This window comes from Neoaquamicrobium sediminum (assembly GCF_013240295.1).
Classification (GTDB): domain Bacteria; phylum Pseudomonadota; class Alphaproteobacteria; order Rhizobiales; family Rhizobiaceae; genus Aerobium; species Aerobium sediminum.
Map to the genome: position 1 here is coordinate 717,920 of NZ_JABETK010000002.1, position 22,175 is coordinate 740,094.

The following is a 22,175-nucleotide window of genomic DNA, read 5'->3' on the forward strand; positions in this document are numbered from 1 at the left end:
GGCCCGTCACCGCCCGCGGATGCGGGGGTCGAGCGCGTCGCGCAGGCCGTCGCCGATATAGTTGATCGACAGCACCGTCAGCGAGATCGCGAGGCCCGGCCAGATGACGCGCGACGGATTGATCGCCATGAAGTTCACGCCGTCATAGAGCAGCCGGCCCCAGGTCGGGTAGTCGGACGGAAAGCCGAGCCCGAGGAAGGAGAGCGCCGATTCGGTGATGATGGCCGTCGCTATGCCGAGCGTGGCGGAGACCATGATCGGCGACAGCACGTTGGGCAGGATGTGGCGGGTGACGATGCGCCGCTCGCGCGTGCCGATCGACTTGGCCGCGACGACGAATTCCTGCTCCTTCACCGACAGCACCGCACCGCGCACGATGCGGGCCGTCTGCATCCAGCTCGTGATGCCGATGACAAAGACGATCAACAGGAAGATGCCGGTCTCGGGGCCGAATGCGGCGCGCAGCGTGTCGCGGAACAGCATGATGATGACGAGCAGCAGCGGCAGTAGCGGCAGCGCCAGGAACAGGTCGGTCAGGCGCATCAGAAGCCCGTCCGCCCGCCGGAAATAGCCTGCGACGACGCCGATTGTGGTGCCCACCAGCAGCGACAGCAGCATCGCCGTGATGCCGACCGACAGCGAGGTGCGGCCGCCGGCCAGCACCTGGGCGAACATGTCGCGACCGAGATTGTCGGTGCCCATAGGGTGGGTAAGCGAGATTCCCTGGTTCTTGTCTCGCACATTGAGTGCCTGCGGGTCGATACCGTGGATGTAGGGGCCGAAGATCACGAGCAGCACGATCGAGAGAAAGACGACCGCGCCGAGCACGCCGCCGCGGTGCTGGCGGAACTGCCGCCACACATCGGCGGCCAGCGTGCGCTGCCTGGTGACCAGCGGCGCGCCGGGGGTGCCCTGGGGCGGCTTGATGACGGCGTCACTCATAGCGGATCCTCGGATCGAGAATGCCGTAGAGCAGGTCGGCGATCAGGTTGAAGAACACGATCAGCACGGCAAAGATGAAGGTGAGCGTCTGCACCAGCGGAATGTCGGCGCCCTGTATGGCTATGATGAGCAACTGCCCGAGCCCGTTCACGCGGAAGATCTGTTCGGTGATGATCGCGCCCGAGAAGATCGTCGGGATGCCGAGAGCAATCACCGTGACGACCGGAATCAGGCTGTTGCGCAGCACGTGGATGAGAAGCACCACGCGTTCCTTCATGCCCTTGGCACGCGCGGTGCGCACATAATCCTGGTTGAGGTTGTCGAGCATCGATGCGCGCACGAAGCGGCTGAGCTGGGCCGCGTTGTAGAGCGCCAGAACCATAACCGGCAGCACCATCTGCCGCACCTGCGCCCAGAAACTCGACCAGTCAGTGACCTTGAGAGTCGTGTCGTAGATCGAGGGAAACCATTGCAGGTTCACGCTGAAAATGACGATCAGGACGACGCCGGTGAAAAAGGTCGGGACCGAAAAGCCGACCATCGACACGAAAGTGCCGATCTGGTCGAACCAGGAATATTGACGGTAGGCCGAGATGATGCCGACGGGAATCGCGATCAGGATGCCGACCACGTAGGACATGCCGACGACCCACAGCGTCTGCGGCATCCGCTCGATGATGAGGTCGACAACCGGGCTGCGGGTCGCCCAGGAGCGTATGCGCAGCCGCTCAGCGGAATTGCCGATCTCGAAGCCGAACATGCGTTCGAGGAGGTTGAGCGGTTCATTGATGAAGAACTGCTGCAACCAGTAGAGATAGCGTATGGGGAACGGTTCACCGAGCCCGAGCGATTGGCGTATCTGCTCGCGCACATCTGGTGGGATCGTCAGGGGCAGATTGCCGGTCGGATCGTTCGGCGCGAGATCGAGCAGGGCGAAGATGATGAAGCTGATCACCAGCAGCGTGGGGATAGCGAACATCAGGCGCCGAAGCGTGTAGTTCAGCATCTGGCGGACTCCGGGCGGCGGCCTTTCGGCCGGCCTGCCAGTGTCTTGTTTATCGAGCGGGAAATTGCCGGATCAGGCAGCAGCGGGCGGCCGAACCGCCCGCTGCCGATGCGCCGGTGCTATTCCTTGCGCGTCCAGTCGGCGACATTCCAGAGCTCGGAGTCCCAGGAGTTCATGCGGACCCCGTCGACGGTGACGGAATGTGCCGAGACGTCGCCCCGGTGGATCAGCGGGATCAGAGCACCCTCGTTGGAGAGAATGTCGTTCATTTTCTTGGCGATCTCGCCGCGCGCCGCCAGATCGGCGGTTTCGGCCATCTGGCCTGTAAGCGCATCATACTCTTCCGAGCAGAAGCGCGGCATGTTTGCGCCGAGCCAGCCGTTTTTCGGGCTCGGAATGCCGTCACAGAGCCAGCCCGCCATATAAGCTTCGGGATCGGTGCCGGGGAAATTGTTGGTGTACATCTCCACGTCGGCATAGAACTTCTGGAACGTGTCCGGGCTGGCAGGATCGCCACCGAAGAACACCGCCGCATCGATGTTACGCAGCTCAGTCTCGACGCCGATCTGCTGCCACATGTCCTTGACCAGCGCTTGCGTGGCCTGACGCACAGAATTGGTCGAGGTCTGGTAGAGCAGCGAGAGCCGGACGCCGTCCTTTGCGCGGATCCCGTCGCCACCGGGCGCCCAGCCAGCCTCGTCGAGCAGGCGATTGGCTTCGTCCGGATTGTATTCCAGGCACCAGTTCACGTTGGTGGAGGCGTAGTTCTCCGGCGCCGGCAGGATGTTGCAGGTCGGCTGTCCCGAAGCGCCGTAACCGGCTTCCACGAGAATTTCGCGATCGATCGCTATCGACAGCGCCTTGCGCACGGCCGGATCGCTGAGGAAGGGATGCGGGCCTGCCTCCAGGGTCGAGCGGTTCTCGCCCTTGTCCGGGGATGGATCGGTCAGGTTGACCTCGATGCGCTCGACCGAGGTGCCGAAGGAGGTCACCACCTGGCCACGTCCGGCCGCCGACATCTGCTCGAGCACCTCGGGCTCCACCTGCAGGTTCCAGGCGTAGTCGAACTCGCCGGTTTCGAGTACCGATCGCGCGGCCGAAGCAGCATCGCCGCCGCCCTTGAGGGTCAGCGTCGCAAAGGACGGCTTCGCCGGATCGCGATAATGTTCGTTCGCTTCGAAGGTGATGACGTCATTGGCGCGGAACTCGACGACCTTGAAGGGACCGGTTCCGTGCGGGCCGAAGTTCTGCTCGGTACAGTTGGGTGCATTCGCGCCAATGCAGTTTTCGAACTGCGCCTTCTGGATGACCGGCGTTTCCGCCCCCACGAAGGCGGTGTAAGGGAAGGGTTTGGGAACCGTGAAGTTGATCGTGACCGTCTGGTCGTCGATCACCTCGATCGACTCGATGTCCTGAAATTTGGAAATCTGCTGGCAGCCGCCGTCAGGCGCCATGCAGTAGTCTGCGGTGAACTTGACGTCGTTCGCCGTAAAGGGCGTGCCGTCGGACCACAACAGGCCGGGCGTGATCTTCCAGGTGATCGACTTCAGGTCTTCCGAAACACCGCCGTTCTCGACAGTCGGGATCTCGTCGACCAGCGCCGGCACCATGTTGCCAGCCTCGTCATATTTGGCCAACGGCTCGATCACCACGGATGAGCCTTCGACATCCTTCGTGCCGCCCGAAAGGTACGGGTTCAGGACCGACACGGCCTGCCAGTAAAGGACGTTGAGATTGCCGTCGGAGCCCCGTTCGGCCTGTGCGTTCGCTGCGCCGAGCGCCAGCGCGACGGCCGTGCCGGCCGCCAATGCGGTGAACCTTTTCATGTCTGCTTCCCCTTACGCATATTGTTGGTTTTCTTGGCGATGCTTTCGTTCCGGCATGCAACTCCCATAGCAATGGCCGGACCTGTGGATGCATTCATTTCCGCACGACAGTGCGGTGTTGCACAATTGGTCTATAGTCCTCCTTCCTTACACGCGATGGCAGGCCACGTGGCGGCCGGGATCGACCTCCCGCCAGACCGGCTCTTGCGAAAAACATCTGTCGATCGCCTCCGGGCAGCGGGTGCAGAACTTGCAGCCGGCAGGCGGATTGGCGGGATCGGGTATGTCGCCCTTGAGCAGGATATACGCCGCCGGCTGGCCTCGACCGTGGGATCGGGCACTGGGACGGCAGAGAGCAACGCCTTGGTGTAGGGGTGCTTGGGCGCTGAAAACAGCGTTCGAACATCAGCAAGCTCGACAATCTTGCCGAGATACATGACCGCCACGCGATCGGCGATGTGCTTCACCATCGACAGATCGTGGCTGATGAACAGGTAGGTGAGGCCGAGCTTCTTCTGCAGATCCTTGAGCAGGTTCACCACCTGCGCCTGGATCGAGACGTCGAGCGCGGCGATCGGTTCGTCGCAGACGATGAAATCCGGGTCGAGCGCGAGGGCGCGGGCGATGCCGATCCGCTGGCGCTGGCCGCCGGAGAACTCGTGCGGATAGCGGTTGACGTAGTCGGGGTTGAGGCCGACGGCGTCCAGAAGCTCGCGGACCTTTGCCCTGCGTGCTTCGGCTTTGTGGACGCCATGCTCGATGAGCGGCTCCGCGATGATCGCCCCGACCGTCATGCGCGGGTTCAGCGATGCCTGCGGGTCCTGGAAGATCATCTGCATGCGTGGCCGCATGCGCCGTAGCCGCTCGCCTTCCAGTTCCGCGATGTCCTGTCCCTCGAAGAGAATGCGGCCGCCGCTGGCGCGGTAGAGGCGCAGGAGCGTTCGGCCCGTCGTCGACTTGCCGCAGCCGCTTTCGCCCACGAGGCCGAGCGTTTCGCCCCGGCGTATGTCGAAGGTCAGCCCGTCCACTGCCCGCACGGCGCCGACCTGCCGGCGAAGAATGCCCTTGTAGACGGGGAAATGCAGCAGTAGGTCCTCGACCCGGACGAGCGGGTGTGTTTCAGGGCTGGATGCGCCCGGACGCGTGGCGAGGTCAACGGCCATCGCGCGGCCCTCCGGTTGCGGGGTTCCACCAGCAGGCGACGTCATGGCCGGCCGTGACTTCTACGAGACGCGGGTTCTCCTGCCAGCAGCGGTCGAAGGCATGGCTGCAGCGCGGCGCGAAAGGGCACGAGGCGGGCTCGGCCAACAGCAGCGGCGGCTGGCCACCGATCGAGCGCAGGCGTTCGTCTGCCTCGTGTCGGCCCGGCAGCGAGTCGAGCAGGGCCCGAGTGTAGGGTGCTGCGGCGCGGCGAAGAGGTCTTCCACTGGCGCGTGCTCCACCACCAGCCCGCCATACATGACGATAACCCGGTCGGCGATGCCGGCCGCGACGCCGAGATCGTGGGTGATCCAGATGATCGCCATGCCGAGCTTCTGGCGCAGGTCGCGCACCAGCTCGAGGATCTGCGCTTGCACCGTGACGTCGAGCGCCGTCGTCGGCTCGTCCGCGATCAGCACCTTGGGGTCGCAGGCTAGCGCGATGGCGATCACCACGCGCTGGCGCATGCCGCCCGAAAACTGGTGCGGATAATCGTCGATGCGCTTGGCGCGGCCGGGATGCCGACGAGGTCAAGCAGTTCGATCGCGCGCTGGCGCGCCTGCTTCTTGTTGAGACCCATATGCTCGCGCAGCGGCTCCATGATCTGGTAGCCGACAGTGAACACAGGGTTAAGCGACGTCATCGGGTCCTGGAAGACGAAGCCGATCCGCGCGCCGCGCACCTGCCTGATCTCGGAGGCGCCGAGCTGCACGAGGTCCTGATCCTGGAACATCACGCTGCCGTTGGCGATGCGGGCAGGGGGCATCGGCAGGAGCTGCATCAGCGACATCATCGCCACGCTCTTGCCCGAACCGCTCTCGCCGACGACGGCAAGCAACTCGCCTTCGTCGAGAGTGAAGCTGATTCCGTTAACCGCGTGGATCACACCATCATGGGTGCGAAAGACGGTCTTCAGGTCGGAGACTTCCAATACGTGCGCGATTGGAACACCCTGCCATATTGCTGCGCCGACGTTGCAGCGCATTCCCCTTTATCGTTGGGAAGCATCTGACCACTTGGATCCCGACTTTTCAAGACAGTAAATGTGCAGCCGCTGCAAATGCACAAAAGCTGCACAAATGGGCCTTGCGGCTCATACGAGAACCGGCTGGCGAACGCGAGCTTCCTCGCCGAAAACCTTGAGATAGCGCGCTATTTCTTCCTTGTCGCCTGTCGCCTTCTCCGGGTTGTCGGAGAGCTTCACGGCCGGGCGGCCATTGGCGCTGGTAACCTTGCAGACGAGCGAAATGGCGCGAAGCGCATCATTGTGGGCCGGCGCACAGTCCTCGAAATCGTTGGTGAGGTTGGTTCCCCAGCCGAATGCCATGCGCACCTTGCCGCGGAAATGCTGGAACGCCTTCTCGATGGTGTCGACGTCGAGCCCGTCGGAAAAGATCAGCAGCTTCTCGGCGGGATCGCGGCCGCGCTCACGCCACCACTGGACGATGCGCTCACCGCCCTCGATCGCTGGCGCGCTATCGGGGCGGAAGCCCGTCCAGTCGGCCACCCAGTCGGGTGCGTCACGCAGGAACGAGGCTGTGCCGAACGCGTCGGGCAGCACGATCAGCAGGTTGCCGCCATAATAGGTCTGCCAGGCCTGCAGCACCTTGTAGGGCGAGGCACGCAGTTCGGCGTCGCTGTTCGTCAGGGCCGCCAGCACCATCGGCAGTTCGTGGGCGTTGGTCCCGAGCGCTTCCAGATCGGTGTCCATCGCCAGCAGCACGTTGGAGGTGCCGGTGAAGGAATCGCCGATGCCTTCCTTGAGCGCTTCCACGCACCAGCGCTGCCAGAGGAAGGAGTGACGCCGCCGCGTGCCGAAGTCCGAGATGCGGATTTCGGGGTGCTTCTTCAGACGCTCCACCTTCTCCCACACCCGGGCCTTGGCGCGGGCATAGGTGACGTCGAGCGCAAACGGCCCCATTGAGCGCAGTGCGACGCGCGAGCGCAACTCGTTGATGATGGCGAGCGCCGGAATTTCCCACATGGTGGTGTCGTGCCAGCGGCCATGGAAATGCAGCTCGTATTGGCCGTCGCGCTTCGACAGCTCGTATTCAGGCAGCCTGAAGCCCTCCAGCCAGGTCAGGAAATCCGGCTCGAAGATCTGCTTGCGGCCGTAGAAGGTGTTACCGGCCAGCCAGATCATTTCCTTCTTGGTGAAGCGCAGCGTGCGCGCATGATCAAGCTGCGCGCGCAGCTCCTGCTCGTCGATCTCGTCGGCCAACCGCACGGATTTCGTGCGGTTGATCAGCGAGAACGTGGCGTCGACGTCCCGGTACAGCCCCCAGATCATCTGCAGCATCAAGAGCTTGTAGAAATCCGTGTCGAGCAGGCTGCGCACGATCGGGTCGAGCTTCCAGGTGTGGTTGTAGACCCTGCGGGCAATGTCTGTCTTGGGCATGGGCAGTCTCGGTTGCGATGGCGCTTGCTTGGTGCGAGCGGACCTTATGGAGACTGCCTTGTCAATGCGGGCGGGTTGAGGATCTTTTGCGCCACGGATGCGCGGAACCGCGACAGATGCTTGCCCGTTTCTTCCGGGGGCGCTTCGAGGCACGCTCATGCAGGACCTTCACCGCATATTCTTCGGGGAGGCGGACACCGCCACATCTTTCTTCTTCATCGAGATCGTCTTCAGGACGGTCGTCATGTACGTTTACACGATCTTTCTCGCCCGCCTTGTCGGCAAAGGCGGCATCGGACAGATCGGCCCGTTCGAGTTCGTGCTGGTCATCGCCGTGGGTTCGGCCGCCGGCGATCCGATGATCTATCCGGACGTGGCGCTGCTGCACGGTATTGCCGCGATCACCGTCGTGATCCTGCTGCATCGCCTGACGACGGCGCTGCTCAACCGCCACCGAAAGCTGGAACACCGCCTCGAGGGCGAGCCGCTGCTGGTGGTGGACAACGGCGAGGTTTGCGAAAATCGACTGGGCGCGGGCGCGCTGACGAGGCGAGAGCTGTTTTCACTGCTCAGGCAGGCCGGTATCCGTAATACCGGCGAAGTCGAATATGCATGGTTCGAGGCTTCGGGTCATCTCAGCGTATTTCGACGCAAAGTGGCCGCAAAGCATGGGGTCTCAACCTTCCCCGGCAACGACTGAAGCCGCTCCGCTATTGTGCCGGACGGGATTCGCACTAGAATACCGCCTAAAGGGCGCGTCCGCGTCCGGTTCCCCTGACGACAGAATGCGGAGCATTTGACCATGGAAAAGCGCAGGCTTGGCCGCACGGATATTTTTGTCTCGAAAATCTGCCTCGGCACGATGACCTTCGGCGAGCAGAACACGGAAGCCGAAGGCCACGCCCAGCTCGACATGGCGCTCGATCGCGGCGTCAACTTCATCGATACCGCAGAGCTCTACCCCATTCCGCCCAAGGCCGAGACGCAAGGGCGCACGGAGCGCTATATCGGCAACTGGATGAAGGCGCGGGGCAATCGCGACAAGGTCGTGCTGGCCACGAAGGTGGTCGGCCGCACGGCCAACGAGTGGTTCAGGGGAGGGCGCCCGTCGAAGCTGGTGCGCGCCGACATCATAGATGCCATCGACAAGTCGCTACAGAAGCTGCAGACCGATCATGTCGATCTCTACCAGATCCATTTTCCCGACAGGCTGGTTCCGTGGGGGTCGAGCCCGACACGCGTAGGCAAATGGCCGGCCAAGCGTGCCGACGACGAGACTCCGGTCGCTGAGACGCTCGCCGTGTTCGATGAACTGGTTAAGGCGGGCAAGATCAGGCATCTCGGGCTTTCCAACGAAAGCGCCTGGGGTGTGATGAAGTTTGTCGCCGAGGCCGAGAAGGGCGTGGGTCCGCGCGTCGTCACAGTCCAGAACGCCTACAACCTCGTCAATCGCACCTTCGAGGTGAATCTGGCCGAGGTCTGCGATCGCGAGGATGTAGGCCTGCTTGCCTATTCCCCGCTGGCGCAGGGCTACCTGACCGGCAAGTACGAGGACGGCGCGCTGCCGGAGGGTTCGCGCAAGCAGCTTTTCGACCGGTTGCAGCGCTACGAGACGCCGGGCGCGGCCGAGGCCTACAAGGCATACAACGCGCTGGCGCGCGAGTTCGGCATGGAGCCGGCGCTGTTTGCCAACGCCTTCGTGACGCACCGCCCATTCGTGGCCTCCAACATCATCGGCGCAACGTCGATCCCGCAGCTCGAAGTGGCGCTCGGTTCGGCCGACGTGACCTGGACCGAGGAAATGCAGAAGGCCGTTGACGCCATTCACCAGGAACGGGGCAACCCATGTCCGTGACAGGCATTGCGTTAAGTCTTCGTTAACCATCGGGGCGCAGCATTTCTGGAGGAGGAGCAACCTCAGGAGAACAGGCCATGTTCTACTCGGGACTTCCCCTTCCGCGCACCGCCGCGGCACTCGGTCTTCTGCTTCCGGTAATCAGCCTTCCCGTTGCCGCTCATGATGCCAAGAGCGGCTGGACCTATCCGCTGTCCTGCTGTTCCGACTATGACTGCCGCGAGGTGGCGGATGCCGAGGTGCTGGAGCGGCCGGAGGGTTACGTCATCAAGGTCACCGGCGAGGTGATTCCGATGACATCGCGCAGGGTGAAGCCATCACCCGACGGCGTCTTTCACTGGTGCTCGGTTGCCGGACGCGACGACGGAGCGACGATCTGCCTGTTCGTGCCGCCGCGCGGTTTCTGACCAGTCCTGACAGATGGGTGTCAGGAGCCTCCTGCTATTCGCCGCCGCATCATCGGAACGACAGGAGGCCATGATGATCGTCAAGGGAAGCTGCCATTGCGGCGCGACACGGTTCGAGCTCGCCGTCGAACCCGAAAGCGTGACGGAGTGCAACTGCTCGATCTGCTCCAAGCGGGGCGGCCTCTGGGCCTATTATTCGCCGGCCGACGTCACATTCGCCTGCGACGATGCCAAGGCGACCTACCGATGGGGCGCGGAGATAGGCGCACATAATTTCTGCGCCCGCTGCGGCTGTACTACCTATGGCGAGTTTCCGAATTTCTCCTCCGGAGAGCCCGACTACGACAGACCGGCTCTGTCGATTAACGCCCGGCTGCTCGACGACTACGATATCGCCTCGATCCCGGTAGAGCGCATCGACGGAAAGAACGCGTGGTGAGGTAACCCGATGCCGGTTCTTGGCATCGCCGCGTGCAGGGCCTATTCAATGGCTGGTTCGGTCACGTGGCGACCGGACCGGGCCGGAGGATCGATGCTCAGAATCGAGAAGGTTGCCATCTCGGACATCTACGTGCCGACGGCGCGGCGCAAGACGCTGCACCCTGACACGGTCCGGCTGCTGGCTGAGGACATCCTGGAGAATGGCATGAAGACGCCCATCCAGGTGCGCAAGGACACGAACCGCTACGTTCTGGTGGAAGGTTTGCACCGGCTGGAAGCGGCGAAATGGCTGGGCGAGTCGACGATCGACAGCTATCTGGTGCAGGCACGGCGGCACTGAACCCCTTCGCCTTTCACAGGCCTGCTGAAGCACGAGACATGCAATGATCTATGTATGCCCGATGACGAAGGTGGACGAGACAGTGACGGCCGCCGGAGCGCTGCGCCTGGTCACGCTTCTCAATGGCGGCACGCCATTCGAACGGCCGGCTTCCATCGTGCCGACGAATCACCTGTTTCTGTCGATGAACGACATTGTGGAAGACCATCCGGAGATGGTGGCGCCCGCACTTGACCATGTCGAAACGCTGCTTGGCTTCGTGCGAGGCTGGGACAGGGCGACCCCGCTGGTGATCAACTGCTTTGCCGGCATCAGCCGCTCCACGGCTTCGGCCTACATCACGGCGGCGGCGCTCAATCCCGGCCGTGACGAAGCCGAACTCGCCTGGACCCTGCGTGAGCTCTCGCCTTCTGCTACGCCCAATGCGCGGCTGGTGCGCCATGCGGATGCGATACTCGGTCGCAACGGTCGGATGATTTCGGCCATCGAGGCAATAGGGCGTGGTGCCGATGCCTTCGAGGGAACCCCATTCGCCTTGCCTGTCGACCGCTGAAGCCTGTGTGGCGCGCCTGACGGCGCGGCCTGGCGCATTGTCGGCTTTCCGCAGCGTAACCGTCTGTATGAACGCTGTGTTCAGCATTCGGGACGCATGGAAATCGGGCCAATGTTTGACTTGCTTCGCGGGAACGCCTGCGCTAACCCTCGCCGCGTTGCAACAAGCCTTTGCCGCACCGGCCCTGCCGGAGAATTTGTCGCGGTGTTGTCCCGGTTCGGTGCTATAGACTTGGCCGGGTGACGGCCAACGGAAAACGACCATGAGCGAACTTCTCAGTTCATATTTGCCCATCGTGATTTTCATCGGCGTCGCGCTCGTCGTGGGGCTGGCGCTGATCGTTGCGCCGTTCCTGGTGGCGTACCGCAATCCGGACCCGGAAAAGCTTTCGGCCTACGAATGCGGCTTCAACGCCTTCGACGACGCGCGCATGAAGTTCGACATCCGCTTCTACCTGGTCGCGATTCTCTTCATCATCTTCGACCTCGAAGTGGCTTTCCTGTTTCCCTGGGCCGTCTCGTTCGGCGAGATCGGCTGGCTTGGCTTCTGGTCCATGCTCGTCTTCCTGGGCGTGCTGACCATCGGCTTTATCTATGAATGGAAGAAGGGAGCGCTGGAATGGGATTGAACGACGGCTCCTCCACCCTCGTGGCGCCGAAGCCCAAGGGCATCATCGATCCGAACACTGGCAAGCCTGTCGGCGCGGATGACGTTTTCTTCGGCGAGATCAATGCCGAGCTTTCCGACAAGGGGTTTCTGGTAACCTCGTCGGAGGCCCTGATCACCTGGGCGCGTACCGGCTCGCTGATGTACATGACCTTCGGCCTGGCCTGCTGCGCCGTGGAGATGATCCACTCGGCGATGCCGCGCTACGACAGTGAGCGCTTCGGCATCGCGCCGCGCGCCTCACCGCGCCAGTCGGACGTGATGATCGTCGCCGGCACGCTGACCAACAAGATGGCGCCGGCCCTGCGGAAGGTCTACGACCAGATGCCAGAGCCGCGCTACGTCATCTCCATGGGCTCGTGCGCCAATGGCGGCGGCTACTATCACTATTCCTATTCGGTGGTGCGCGGCTGCGACCGCGTGGTACCGGTGGACATCTACGTGCCCGGCTGCCCGCCTTCGGCGGAAGCGCTGCTCTACGGCATTCTTCTCCTGCAGAAGAAGATCCGCCGCACCGGCACGATCGAGCGCTGAGAGGCAAAAGATGAGCGAAGCTCTCAATGACCTTGCAGGCCATGTCACCGAGCGTCTCGGCGCGAAGATCAAGGGCGCCACGGTTGCCTATGGCGAGCTGACTGTCGACGTCGATGGCGACGACATCGTCTCCGTGCTGACCTTCCTGCGCGACGACGTGCAGTGCCGCTTCGTGTCGTTCATCGACATCAGCGGTGCCGACTACCCGATGCGCGAAAAGCGCTTCGACGTCGTCTATCACCTGCTGTCGCCGCACCAGAACCTGCGCATCCGCGTGAAGGTGGCGACGGACGAAGACACGCCGGTGCCTTCTGCGACGGCGGTCTATCCCGGCGCGGACTGGTTCGAACGCGAGGCCTACGACCTCTACGGTATCCTGTTTTCCGGTCACCCGGAGCTGCGCCGCATCCTCACCGATTACGGTTTCGAGGGTCACCCGCTGCGCAAGGATTTCCCGCTGACGGGCTTCGTCGAGGTGCGTTACGACGACGAGGTCAAGCGCGTGGTCTACGAGCCGGTCGAGCTCAAGCAGGAATTCCGCAATTTCGATTTTCTTTCGCCCTGGGAAGGCACCGACTACGTGCTGCCCGGTGACGAAAAAGCGAAGCCGAACTGAGGCTAGCCATGGCTGAAACCGCCGTTCGCAATTTCAACATCAATTTCGGCCCGCAGCATCCGGCCGCGCACGGCGTGCTGCGCCTCGTGCTGGAGCTGGACGGCGAGGTGGTGGACCGCGCCGATCCGCATATCGGCCTGCTGCATCGCGGCACCGAGAAGTTGATCGAGCACAAGACCTATCTGCAGGCCGTGCCGTATCTCGATCGCCTCGACTACTGCGCCCCGATGAACCAGGAGCACGCCTTCGCGCTGGCGACCGAGCGGCTGCTGGGCATCGAGGTGCCGAAGCGCGGACAGATCATCCGCGTGCTCTATAGCGAGATCGGTCGCATCATGTCGCACATCCTCAATGTGACGACTCAGGCCATGGACGTCGGCGCGCTGACCCCGCCGCTGTGGGGCTTCGAAGAGCGCGAGAAGCTCATGGTCTTCTACGAGCGCGCCTCGGGCTCGCGCATGCATGCGGCCTATTTCCGCCCCGGCGGCGTTCACCAGGATCTGCCGGAAAAACTCGTCCAGGACATCGGCGACTGGATCGATCCGTTCCTGAAAACGATCGACAATCTCGACGATCTCCTGACCGGCAACCGCATCTTCAAGCAGCGCAATGTCGACATCGCCGTCGTGTCGCTGGAGGACGCCTGGGCGCTCGGTTTCTCCGGCGTGATGGTGCGCGGCTCGGGCGCTGCCTGGGACCTGCGCAAGTCGCAGCCCTATGAATGCTACGCCGAGATGGATTTCGACGTGCCGATCGGCAAGAACGGCGACTGCTTCGACCGCTATCTCATCCGCATGGAAGAGATGCGCCAGTCGGCGAGGATCATTCGCCAGTGCGTCGACCTGCTGCTGGGCAAGGAGAAGGTCGGGCCCGTCTCGACCACCGACGGCAAGGTCGTGCCGCCAAAGCGGGCAGCGATGAAGCGCTCGATGGAAGCGCTGATCCATCACTTCAAGCTCTACACCGAGGGTTATCGCGTGCCGGCCGGCGAGGTCTACGCCGCCGTCGAGGCGCCCAAGGGCGAGTTCGGCGTCTATCTGGTCTCCGACGGCACCAACAAGCCGTATCGCTGCAAGCTGCGCGCCCCCGGTTTCGCGCATCTCCAGGCGATGGATTTCCTGTGCAAAGGCCACATGCTGGCCGACGTCTCCGCCATCCTCGGATCCATCGACATCGTGTTTGGTGAGGTCGATCGTTAATGTCAGTCCGCCGTCTCGCAGAAGCCAGCGTCCAGCCAGCCAGCTTCGCCTTCAACAAGGCGAACACGGCGTGGGCCAAACAAACCATCAAGAAATATCCGGTTGGTCGGCAGCAGTCGGCCGTCATACCCTTGCTCATGCGCGCGCAGGAGCAGGACGGCTGGGTGACGCGCTCGGCCATCGAGCATGTCGCCGACATGCTGGACATGCCCTATATCCGCGTGCTCGAGGTCGCGACGTTCTACACGCAGTTCCAGTTGAAGCCGGTGGGCACCCGCGCCCATGTGCAGGTCTGCGGCACGACGCCCTGCATGCTGCGCGGCTCCGAAGCGCTGATGGACGTCTGCCGCTCGAAGATCCATGCCGAGCAGTTCCACACCAACGAAGACGGCACGCTGTCCTGGGAAGAAGTGGAATGCCTCGGCGCCTGCGTGAACGCGCCGATGGTCATGATCTTCAAGGACGCCTATGAGGACCTGACGCCGGAGCGGCTGGCCGAGATCATCGACGAGTTCGAGGCCGGCAAGGGCGCATCGGTTCCGACCGGCCCGCAGAACGGCCGCACCTTCTCGGCACCGCAATCCGGCCTGACCTCGCTGACCGACGAGCAGGCCGTGCTGAAGTCGACCCGCGACAAGGCCGCGAAGACCGCCGGCAAGTCGCAGAAGGCGGAAGCAAACCAGGTGCCGCCGACGCAGGCCGCCAAACCGAAGACGGACGCTCCCGAGACGAACCCGGCGATCAAGTCGCCGTCGAAGGTGAAGGTGAGCGCGAGCGTCGAGAAGTCCGCCAGCGTCAAGGCGCCGAAGGAGAACAGGGCAGCTGCCGACAAGGCCGACCCGGCTGTCGAGAAGTCCGACAAGGGGCGCACGCATCCGGACAAGCACGCCGATGCGGCGTACGCCTTCAAGGCGCCGGAGACCAAGCGAAGCAAGCCGGCTGCGAAAGCCGAAACGCAAGTGGCTCCGTCGCTGGAAGACAAGAACCGGCCGGCTGCGGTCGAGCGACCGGCGCAGCCCGACGATCTTAAGCTGATCTCGGGCGTCGGCCCGAAACTCGAAGGCGTTCTCAACGGTCTCGGCATCTATACCTACGCGCAGGTCGCGTCGTGGAAGAAGGCCGAACGCGACTGGGTCGACGGCTATCTCAGGTTCAAGGGCCGGATCGAGCGCGACGACTGGGTGAAACAGGCCAAGGCGCTCGCCAAGGGCGGTGAGGCCGAATACATCCGCGTCTTCGGCAAGAAGCCGCGCTAAGGGGGTTAGAGATGCTTCAGGACAAGGACCGCATCTTCACCAACATCTACGGCCAGTTCGATAATTCGCTGGCCGGCGCGATGCGTCGCGGGCATTGGGACGACACCAAGGCGCTGATCGACAAGGGCCGTGACTGGATCATCAACGAGATGAAGGCGTCCGGCCTGCGCGGTCGCGGCGGCGCGGGCTTCCCGACCGGCCTGAAATGGTCGTTCATGCCCAAGGAAACCGACGGGCGTCCGCATTACCTCGTCGTCAATGCCGATGAATCCGAGCCCGGCACCTGCAAGGACCGCGAGATCCTGCGCCACGACCCGCACACGCTGGTCGAAGGCTGCCTGATCGCGGGCTTCGCCATGGGCGCACACGCGGCGTACATCTATGTGCGCGGCGAGTTCATCCGCGAGCGCGAGGCGCTGCAGCGCGCGATCGACGAAGCCTACGACGCCGGGTTGCTGGGCAGGAACAACAAGAACGGCTGGGATTTCGACGTCTACGTTCATCACGGCGCGGGCGCATATATCTGCGGCGAGGAGACGGCGCTGCTGGAGAGCCTGGAGGGCAAGAAGGGCCAGCCGCGCCTGAAGCCGCCGTTCCCGGCCAATGTCGGCCTTTATGGCTGCCCGACGACCGTCAACAACGTCGAGTCGATCGCGGTTGCGCCGACCATCCTGCGCCGCGGGCTTCGTGGTTCTCGTCCTTTGGCCGGCCGAACAACGTCGGTACCAAGCTTTTCTGCGTATCGGGTCATGTCAACACGCCGACCACGGTCGAAGAGGCGATGTCGATCCCGTTTCGCGAGCTGATCGACAAGCATTGCGGCGGCATTCGCGGCGGCTGGACAATCTGCTGGCGGTCATACCGGGCGGCTCCTCGGTGCCGCTGGTACCTGCCGAGCAGATCATCGACACGCCGATGGACTTCGATTCGCTGCGCGACCTGAAATCGGGCCTCGGCACGGCGGCAGTGATCGTCATGGACAAGTCGACCGACATCGTGAAGGCGATCGCGCGGCTCTCCTACTTCTACAAGCACGAGAGCTGTGGCCAGTGCACGCCGTGCCGCGAGGGCACCGGCTGGATGTGGCGGGTCATGGAGCGCCTGGTGCGTGGCGAGGCGCAGAAGCGCGAGATCGACATGCTGCTCGACGTGACCAAGCAGGTCGAAGGCCACACGATCTGCGCGCTCGGCGATGCCGCGGCCTGGCCGATCCAGGGCCTGATCCGGCATTTCCGCCCCGAGATCGAGCGGCGGATAGACGAGTTCACACGCAACGCCCACCGCGCCGAGCCGGCGCTGGTCGCGGCGGAGTAACAAGGGAAACGGCCTGACGCAGGGTGCGACCGACAAGACGGCGACGCCCAACGGAACGATGCCTGAGATGAGCAAGAGCCAGGAAACCACAACGGCCTACGATGCCGCCATGCCGCAGGAGATTGCTGGTGCGATCAACCTGATGGCGCATCCGTTCGCGGGCGCCGCCGCCATGGGCGCGCTGGGCGTCGGCCTTGCGGGCCAGGCCATGGGCATGTGGCTTGGTGCCATGGCCGGCGCTGCCGAAGTCTCGCAGCGGCTGATGCAGGGCCTCTCGGACGAGGTGGCGCCAGCGCCGCGTCCTGCTGCGAAGCCGGCTCCGCTCAAGCTCGTCGTGTCACGGCCAGCGCAGGACAGGAAGCCTGCGACTATCGCCAAGGCGAAGGCCCCGGCGCGCAAGGTTGCGCAAACGGCCAAGGCTCTGGCAGGAAAGCCGGCACCGATGGAGAAGCCGGCGCAGCCGGATGACCTCAAGGCGATCGGCGGGATTGGGCCGAAGCTGGAAAAGGTGCTGAACGAACTCGGCATCTGGACATACGGGCAGGTGGCCGCGTTGCAGCCGGCGGAGCTTGCCTGGCTGGACGATCATCTGGGATTTGCCGGCCGCATCGGCCGCGACGATTGGGTCGGGCAGGCGAAGGCGCTTTCGGCAGACGCGTGACGAAGAATTTCGGCACCGGACGCGGTGCCAAAGCAAGGATTGCGGTTATTCCGCGGGGTTGAGGCGATATGGCTAGACTGAAGGTAGACGGCAAAGAGATCGAGGTTCCCGATCACTACACGCTGTTGCAGGCGGCGGAAGAGGCGGGCGCGGAAGTGCCGCGCTTCTGCTTCCACGAGCGGCTGTCGATCGCCGGCAACTGTCGCATGTGCCTCGTCGAGGTGAAGGGCGGGCCGCCCAAGCCGGCAGCCTCCTGCGCCATGGGCGTGCGCGACCTGCGCCCCGGCCCGAATGGCGAGCCGCCGGAAGTCTTCACCAACACGCCGATGGTCAAGAAGGCCCGCGAAGGCGTGATGGAATTCCTGCTCATCAACCATCCGCTCGACTGCCCGATCTGCGACCAGGGCGGCGAATGCGACCTGCAGGACCAGGCGATGGCGTTCGGTGTGGACGCCTCGCGCTACCACGAGAACAAGCGCGCGGTCGAAGACAAGTACATCGGACCGCTGGTCAAGACGATCATGACGCGCTGCATCCACTGCACGCGTTGCGTGAGGTTCACGACGGAAGTCGCTGGAATCTCCGAGCTTGGCCTGATCGGCCGTGGCGAGGATGCCGAGATCACGACCTATCTCGAGGAGGCCATGACCTCCGAGCTGCAGGGCAACGTGATCGACCTGTGCCCGGTCGGCGCGCTGACCTCCAAGCCCTATGCCTTCCAGGCGCGGCCGTGGGAGCTGACCAAGACCGAATCCATCGACGTGATGGACGCCGTCGGCTCGGCGATCCGCGTCGACACGCGCGGTCGCGAGGTGATGCGCATCATGCCGCGCGTCAACGAGCAGGTGAACGAGGAGTGGATCTCCGACAAGACCCGCTTCATCTGGGACGGGCTGCGTTCGCAGCGCCTCGACCGGCCCTATATCCGCAGGGATGGCCGCCTGCAGCCGGCAAGCTGGCCGGAAGCCTTCGCGGCGATCAGGGACGCGGTGTCGAAGACCTCCGGCGACAGGATCGGCGCGATCGCCGGCGATCTGGCGACCGTCGAGGAAATGTACGCGCTGAAGCTGCTGATGGGCTCGCTCGGCTCGGCCAATATCGATTGCCGTCAGGATGGCGCTGCGCTTGACCCGGCAGCCGGCCGCTCGACCTACATCTTCAACCCGACGATCGACGGCATCGAGGCCGCAGACGCCGTGCTCATCATCGGCGCCAATCCTCGCTTCGAGGCCTCGGTGCTCAACACGCGCATCCGCAAGCGCTGGCGCGCTGGCGATCTGCCGGTTGGCGTGATCGGCGATGTCGGCGATCTGCGTTACGACTACGAGTCGCTGGGCGCTGGTTCCGAAACGCTGGCCCAGCTCGCCGACGGCTCGATCAAGTTCCTCTCGGTGCTGAAGAAGGCGAAGCGCCCGCTCATCATCGTCGGCCAGGGTGCATTGGCGCGTTCCGACGGCGCTTCGGTGCTGTCGCTGGCAGCGAAGATCGCAACCGACGTTCAGGCAGTGTCCGATGATTGGAACGGCTTTGCTGTGCTCCACACGGCCGCCGCGCGCGTTGGTGGGCTAGACCTCGGCTTCGTGCCGGGCGAGGGCGGCAAGGACGCCTCCGCCATGATGGGCGCGCTCGACGTGCTGTTCCTGCTCGGCGCCGACGAGTTCGACATGAACGCGATCGGCAATGCCTTCACCGTCTATGTGGGCAGCCACGGCGATGCCGGCGCACACCGCGCCGACGTGATCTTGCCGGGCGCGACATACACGGAGAAGTCGGGCACCTATGTGAACGTCGAAGGCCGCGTGCAGATGACGAACCGCGCCGGCTTCGCGCCCGGCGACGCCAAGGAAGACTGGGCGATCCTGCGTGCGCTTTCCGACGTGCTGGGCCACAAGCTGCCCTTCGATTCGCTGCCGCAGCTTCGCGCGAAGCTCTACGAGGACTTCCCGCATTTCGCGGGCATCGACGAGATCGCGGCCGGCGCGCCGGGCGAGATCGCGGCACTCGTGAAGAAGCCCGGAAGGCTTTCCAAGACGCCGTTTGCGTCGCCGGTGAAAGACTTCTATCTGACGAACCCGATCGCCCGGGCCTCGGCCGTCATGGCCGAATGCTCGGCTTTGGCGAAGGGCGGCTTCAAGCAGGCGGCCGAGTAGGGGCGGGGACTGATGGAATCCTTTTTCGCATATTACGTGCTGCCGGCACTCATCATCCTGGGCAAGTCGGTCCTGCTGATCGTCGTCCTGCTGATCCTTGTCGCTTATCTGCTTTACGCCGACCGCAAGATCTGGGCTGCCGTGCAGCTTCGCCGCGGTCCCAACGTGGTCGGTCCGTGGGGCCTGCTGCAGGCCTTCGCCGACCTTTTGAAGTTCGTCTTCAAGGAGCCGGTAATCCCGTCGGGTGCCAACAAGGGCGTGTTCCTGCTCGCGCCGCTGGTCTCTGCGGTGCTGGCGATCTCGGCCTGGGCGGTGATCCCCGTCTCAGAGGGCTGGGCGATCGCGACGGTCAATATCGGCATCCTCTACGTCTTCGCCATCTCGTCACTCGAGGTCTATGGCGTCATCATGGGCGGCTGGGCGTCGAACTCGAAATATCCGTTCCTCGGCGCGCTACGCTCGGCCGCGCAGATGGTGTCTTATGAAGTCTCGATCGGCTTCGTTATCGTCACCGTTCTTTTGTGCGTGGGTTCGCTGAACCTGACCGACATCGTGCTTGCGCAGCGCGACGGCCTAGGCACCACCATCGGGCTGCCCAACTCGTTCCTCGACTGGCACTGGCTGGCGCTGTTCCCGATGTTCGTCATCTTCTTCATCTCGGCGCTGGCCGAGACGAACCGCCCGCCCTTCGACCTCGTGGAGGCCGAGTCGGAACTCGTCGCCGGCCACATGATCGAATATTCGTCGACGCCGTTCCTGCTGTTCTTCCTCGGCGAATACGTCGCGATCGTGCTGATGTGCGCGCTGGCCACGATCCTGTTCCTGGGAGGCTGGCTGCCGCCGTTCGATTTCGCGCCGTTCACCTGGGTTCCGGGCGTCATCTGGTTCGTGCTCAAGGTCTGCATGATGTTCTTCATGTTCGCGATGGTGAAGGCCTTCGTGCCACGCTACCGCTACGACCAGCTCATGCGCCTTGGCTGGAAGGTATTCCTGCCTATCTCCCTGTTCATGGTCGTCGCGACCGCCACCTTCCTCAAGGTCTGGGAGCTGATGGTCGCATGAGCGCGAGCCTGACAGGCGCCTTCATCGGACTGCTGCTTGGCGTGGCGAGCATGATCTTCATGCGCGTGCTCGCCGGCAGGGTCGAGCTTCCAGAGACGAAGCGCGCGCTCACCGTTTCCGGCATCGTCCAGATCGTGCTGCTGCCGATCGTGGGCTGGTTCGCCGGCTCTCTTTTGCTGGAGAATAGGAAATGTCCGCTCTCGCACAAGCCGCCAAATCGCTGCTCCTGGCTGAGTTCGTCGGGGCCTTCTTCCTCTCGATGCGGCAGTTCTTCGCTCCCAAGGCGACGCTGAACTATCCCAACGAGAAGGGCCCGGTCTCGGCGCGTTTCCGTGGCGAGCACGCGCTGCGCCGCTATCCCAACGGCGAGGAACGCTGCATCGCGTGCAAGCTCTGCGAGGCGATATGCCCGGCGCAGGCGATCACCATCGAGGCCGGGCCGCGCCGCAACGACGGCACGCGCCGCACGGTGCGCTACGACATCGACATGGTGAAGTGCATCTATTGCGGCTTCTGCCAGGAAGCCTGCCCGGTCGACGCCATCGTCGAGGGGCCGAACTTCGAGTTCGCGACGGAGACGCGCGAGGAACTTTACTACGACAAGGACAAGCTGCTCGCCAATGGCGACCGCTGGGAGCGCGAGATCGCGCGCAATCTGGAAGTGGATGCGCCCTATCGATAGGGCGTCACGAGTGGACGCGCCGGGGCGGCTCGTCTAAGAGACACGCGGATTCGCGGCCCGGAGGCGGGCGCGGCCGGAGAGGGGCAGGGCGTTACGTCCGCTCTTGAAAGGAACCGGGGGAACCCATGCTGACAGGACTCGAGGCGATATTCTTTTATCTGTTCGCCTTCATCGCGGTCGCGGCGGCCTTCATGGTCATCTCGGCCCGCAACCCCGTGCACTCCGTGCTCTATCTGATCCTGACGTTCTTCAACGCGGCAGCACTCTTCCTGCTGACTGGCGCTGAGTTCCTCGCCGTCATCCTGCTGGTCGTCTATGTCGGCGCGGTGGCCGTGCTGTTCCTGTTCGTGGTCATGATGCTCGACGTCGATTTCGTCGAACTGAAGCAGGGCGCGCTGCAATATGCGCCGGTGGGCGCCATGGTCGGCCTCATCCTGGCGGCCGAACTCATCATCGTACTGGGCGGCTATACCTTCACGCCGGAACTGGCGAGCGAGATCGCGCGGCCGATACCGGCGCTGACCGAGCGGCACAACACCGCCGCGCTCGGCGACATTCTCTACACGGATTACATCTACTTCTTCCAGATCGCGGGTCTCGTGCTGTTGGTCGCCATGATCGGCGCCATCGTGCTGACCCTGCGCCACAAGCCGGGCGTCAAGCGCCAGGAGATCGGTGCGCAGGTGCGGCGCACGCCGCAGACCTCGATCGAGGTCAAGAAGGTCGAGACGGGCAAGGGACTCTGAGTGTCATGGAAGTCGGCATCGCGCACTTTCTCACCGTATCGGCAATCCTGTTCACGCTCGGCGTGTTCGGCATCTTCCTGAACAGGAAGAACGTCATCGTCATCCTGATGTCGATCGAGCTGATCCTGCTCGCGGTGAACATAAACTTCGTCGCCTTCTCGGCGGCGCTCGGCGACCTCGTCGGACAGGTCTTCGCGCTGTTCGTGCTGACGGTGGCAGCGGCCGAGGCCGCGATCGGACTTGCAATTCTCGTCGTCTTCTTCCGCAACCGCGGTTCGATTGCCGTCGAAGACGTCAACATGATGAAGGGCTGAGCGGATC

Annotated in this window: 21 protein-coding genes and 3 pseudogenes; 18 read left to right on the forward strand and 6 right to left on the reverse strand. The window is 63.7% G+C overall.

What is annotated here, in order from left to right:
• Positions 1-6: 6 nt before the first annotated feature.
• From HK436_RS15350 to pncB, 6 genes and pseudogenes are all read right to left on the reverse strand, one after another.
• On the reverse strand, positions 7-942 hold the full coding sequence (locus HK436_RS15350; RefSeq protein WP_173191134.1) for an ABC transporter permease: 936 nt from the start codon (positions 940-942) through the stop codon (positions 7-9).
• The gene (locus tag HK436_RS15355; RefSeq protein ID WP_173191136.1) at positions 935-1,948 is read right to left on the reverse strand and encodes an ABC transporter permease; all 1,014 of its coding nucleotides are present in this window, start codon (positions 1,946-1,948) and stop codon (positions 935-937) included. Before HK436_RS15355 ends, HK436_RS15350 begins: the two co-directional genes overlap by 8 nt.
• A gap of 119 nt (positions 1,949-2,067) precedes the next feature.
• A complete protein-coding gene (locus HK436_RS15360; protein ID WP_173191138.1) occupies positions 2,068-3,774 on the reverse strand; it encodes a peptide ABC transporter substrate-binding protein in 1,707 nt (568 codons plus the stop codon).
• A gap of 147 nt (positions 3,775-3,921) precedes the next feature.
• Positions 3,922-4,937: pseudogene (locus HK436_RS15365) on the reverse strand (ABC transporter ATP-binding protein).
• A pseudogene (locus HK436_RS15370) lies at positions 4,927-5,959 on the reverse strand (ABC transporter ATP-binding protein). The pseudogenes HK436_RS15365 and HK436_RS15370 overlap by 11 nt, the downstream one beginning before the upstream one ends.
• A 108-nt stretch (positions 5,960-6,067) precedes the next feature.
• Positions 6,068-7,372 (reverse strand): nicotinate phosphoribosyltransferase, encoded by a 1,305-nt coding sequence (pncB, locus tag HK436_RS15375; RefSeq protein WP_173191142.1) that lies wholly within the window; start codon positions 7,370-7,372, stop codon positions 6,068-6,070.
• A 157-nt stretch (positions 7,373-7,529) separates the two neighbouring features.
• Between pncB and HK436_RS15380 the strand changes: the two genes are divergently transcribed.
• The 18 genes and pseudogenes from HK436_RS15380 (at position 7,530) to nuoK (ending at position 22,168) form a co-directional block, all read left to right on the forward strand.
• The gene (locus HK436_RS15380; RefSeq protein WP_173191144.1) at positions 7,530-8,072 is read left to right on the forward strand and encodes a DUF421 domain-containing protein; all 543 of its coding nucleotides are present in this window, start codon (positions 7,530-7,532) and stop codon (positions 8,070-8,072) included.
• Positions 8,073-8,174: 102 nt separating this feature from the next.
• Positions 8,175-9,227 carry an aldo/keto reductase gene (locus tag HK436_RS15385; protein ID WP_173191146.1) on the forward strand — a complete coding sequence of 351 codons (1,053 nt, stop codon included), beginning with the start codon at positions 8,175-8,177 and terminating at the stop codon, positions 9,225-9,227.
• A gap of 77 nt (positions 9,228-9,304) precedes the next feature.
• A complete protein-coding gene (locus HK436_RS15390; RefSeq protein ID WP_173191148.1) occupies positions 9,305-9,634 on the forward strand; it encodes a hypothetical protein in 330 nt (109 codons plus the stop codon).
• 73 nt (positions 9,635-9,707) lie between these two features.
• Positions 9,708-10,073, forward strand: a complete 366-nt coding sequence (locus HK436_RS15395) for a GFA family protein (protein WP_173193513.1) — start codon at positions 9,708-9,710, stop codon at positions 10,071-10,073.
• Between the two features lie 93 nt (positions 10,074-10,166).
• Entirely contained in the window at positions 10,167-10,415 is a 249-nt protein-coding gene (locus HK436_RS15400) for a ParB N-terminal domain-containing protein (protein WP_173191149.1), read from the forward strand.
• A 43-nt stretch (positions 10,416-10,458) separates the two neighbouring features.
• Complete coding sequence (locus HK436_RS15405; RefSeq protein ID WP_173191151.1) at positions 10,459-10,968, forward strand: tyrosine phosphatase family protein; 510 nt, start codon at positions 10,459-10,461, stop codon at positions 10,966-10,968.
• Between the two features lie 262 nt (positions 10,969-11,230).
• Positions 11,231-11,596: an NADH-quinone oxidoreductase subunit A gene (locus HK436_RS15410; protein ID WP_173191153.1), complete on the forward strand. Its 366-nt coding sequence runs from the start codon at positions 11,231-11,233 to the stop codon at positions 11,594-11,596.
• Positions 11,587-12,168 carry a NuoB/complex I 20 kDa subunit family protein gene (locus HK436_RS15415; protein WP_173191155.1) on the forward strand — a complete coding sequence of 194 codons (582 nt, stop codon included), beginning with the start codon at positions 11,587-11,589 and terminating at the stop codon, positions 12,166-12,168. The genes HK436_RS15410 and HK436_RS15415 overlap by 10 nt, the downstream gene beginning before the upstream one ends.
• 10 nt (positions 12,169-12,178) lie before the next feature.
• The gene (locus HK436_RS15420) at positions 12,179-12,784 is read left to right on the forward strand and encodes an NADH-quinone oxidoreductase subunit C (RefSeq protein WP_173191157.1); all 606 of its coding nucleotides are present in this window, start codon (positions 12,179-12,181) and stop codon (positions 12,782-12,784) included.
• An 8-nt stretch (positions 12,785-12,792) separates the two neighbouring features.
• Positions 12,793-13,983, forward strand: coding sequence for an NADH-quinone oxidoreductase subunit D (locus HK436_RS15425; RefSeq protein ID WP_173191159.1), 1,191 nt, complete (start codon positions 12,793-12,795; stop codon positions 13,981-13,983).
• On the forward strand, positions 13,983-15,239 hold the full coding sequence (locus HK436_RS15430; RefSeq protein WP_173191161.1) for an NADH-quinone oxidoreductase subunit E: 1,257 nt from the start codon (positions 13,983-13,985) through the stop codon (positions 15,237-15,239). Before HK436_RS15425 ends, HK436_RS15430 begins: the two co-directional genes overlap by 1 nt.
• Positions 15,240-15,250: 11 nt before the next feature.
• Positions 15,251-16,553, forward strand: a pseudogene (nuoF, locus tag HK436_RS15435) (NADH-quinone oxidoreductase subunit NuoF).
• Positions 16,554-16,620: 67 nt separating this feature from the next.
• Complete coding sequence (locus tag HK436_RS15440) at positions 16,621-17,214, forward strand: helix-hairpin-helix domain-containing protein (RefSeq protein ID WP_173191163.1); 594 nt, start codon at positions 16,621-16,623, stop codon at positions 17,212-17,214.
• A 68-nt stretch (positions 17,215-17,282) separates the two neighbouring features.
• Positions 17,283-19,364, forward strand: a complete 2,082-nt coding sequence (gene nuoG, locus HK436_RS15445; RefSeq protein WP_173191165.1) for an NADH-quinone oxidoreductase subunit NuoG — start codon at positions 17,283-17,285, stop codon at positions 19,362-19,364.
• Positions 19,365-19,376: 12 nt separating this feature from the next.
• On the forward strand, positions 19,377-20,426 hold the full coding sequence (gene nuoH / locus HK436_RS15450; RefSeq protein ID WP_173191167.1) for an NADH-quinone oxidoreductase subunit NuoH: 1,050 nt from the start codon (positions 19,377-19,379) through the stop codon (positions 20,424-20,426).
• Between the two features lie 190 nt (positions 20,427-20,616).
• On the forward strand, positions 20,617-21,108 hold the full coding sequence (gene nuoI, locus HK436_RS15455) for an NADH-quinone oxidoreductase subunit NuoI (protein WP_173191169.1): 492 nt from the start codon (positions 20,617-20,619) through the stop codon (positions 21,106-21,108).
• A gap of 125 nt (positions 21,109-21,233) precedes the next feature.
• Positions 21,234-21,854, forward strand: a complete 621-nt coding sequence (locus HK436_RS15460; protein WP_173191170.1) for an NADH-quinone oxidoreductase subunit J — start codon at positions 21,234-21,236, stop codon at positions 21,852-21,854.
• A 5-nt stretch (positions 21,855-21,859) separates the two neighbouring features.
• The gene (nuoK, locus tag HK436_RS15465) at positions 21,860-22,168 is read left to right on the forward strand and encodes an NADH-quinone oxidoreductase subunit NuoK (protein WP_173191172.1); all 309 of its coding nucleotides are present in this window, start codon (positions 21,860-21,862) and stop codon (positions 22,166-22,168) included.
• Positions 22,169-22,175: the final 7 nt, after the last annotated feature.

Coding starts and splice junctions, on each gene's coding strand:
- HK436_RS15350 (WP_173191134.1), bottom strand. CDS start 942: ATGAGTGACGCCGTCATCAAGCCGCCCCAGGGCACCCCCGGCGCGCCG.
- HK436_RS15355 (WP_173191136.1), bottom strand. CDS start 1,948: ATGCTGAACTACACGCTTCGGCGCCTGATGTTCGCTATCCCCACGCTG.
- HK436_RS15360 (WP_173191138.1), bottom strand. CDS start 3,774: ATGAAAAGGTTCACCGCATTGGCGGCCGGCACGGCCGTCGCGCTGGCG.
- pncB (WP_173191142.1), bottom strand. CDS start 7,372: ATGCCCAAGACAGACATTGCCCGCAGGGTCTACAACCACACCTGGAAG.
- HK436_RS15380 (WP_173191144.1), top strand. CDS start 7,530: ATGCAGGACCTTCACCGCATATTCTTCGGGGAGGCGGACACCGCCACA.
- HK436_RS15385 (WP_173191146.1), top strand. CDS start 8,175: ATGGAAAAGCGCAGGCTTGGCCGCACGGATATTTTTGTCTCGAAAATC.
- HK436_RS15390 (WP_173191148.1), top strand. CDS start 9,305: ATGTTCTACTCGGGACTTCCCCTTCCGCGCACCGCCGCGGCACTCGGT.
- HK436_RS15395 (WP_173193513.1), top strand. CDS start 9,708: ATGATCGTCAAGGGAAGCTGCCATTGCGGCGCGACACGGTTCGAGCTC.
- HK436_RS15400 (WP_173191149.1), top strand. CDS start 10,167: ATGCTCAGAATCGAGAAGGTTGCCATCTCGGACATCTACGTGCCGACG.
- HK436_RS15405 (WP_173191151.1), top strand. CDS start 10,459: ATGATCTATGTATGCCCGATGACGAAGGTGGACGAGACAGTGACGGCC.
- HK436_RS15410 (WP_173191153.1), top strand. CDS start 11,231: ATGAGCGAACTTCTCAGTTCATATTTGCCCATCGTGATTTTCATCGGC.
- HK436_RS15415 (WP_173191155.1), top strand. CDS start 11,587: ATGGGATTGAACGACGGCTCCTCCACCCTCGTGGCGCCGAAGCCCAAG.
- HK436_RS15420 (WP_173191157.1), top strand. CDS start 12,179: ATGAGCGAAGCTCTCAATGACCTTGCAGGCCATGTCACCGAGCGTCTC.
- HK436_RS15425 (WP_173191159.1), top strand. CDS start 12,793: ATGGCTGAAACCGCCGTTCGCAATTTCAACATCAATTTCGGCCCGCAG.
- HK436_RS15430 (WP_173191161.1), top strand. CDS start 13,983: ATGTCAGTCCGCCGTCTCGCAGAAGCCAGCGTCCAGCCAGCCAGCTTC.
- HK436_RS15440 (WP_173191163.1), top strand. CDS start 16,621: ATGAGCAAGAGCCAGGAAACCACAACGGCCTACGATGCCGCCATGCCG.
- nuoG (WP_173191165.1), top strand. CDS start 17,283: ATGGCTAGACTGAAGGTAGACGGCAAAGAGATCGAGGTTCCCGATCAC.
- nuoH (WP_173191167.1), top strand. CDS start 19,377: ATGGAATCCTTTTTCGCATATTACGTGCTGCCGGCACTCATCATCCTG.
- nuoI (WP_173191169.1), top strand. CDS start 20,617: ATGTCCGCTCTCGCACAAGCCGCCAAATCGCTGCTCCTGGCTGAGTTC.
- HK436_RS15460 (WP_173191170.1), top strand. CDS start 21,234: ATGCTGACAGGACTCGAGGCGATATTCTTTTATCTGTTCGCCTTCATC.
- nuoK (WP_173191172.1), top strand. CDS start 21,860: ATGGAAGTCGGCATCGCGCACTTTCTCACCGTATCGGCAATCCTGTTC.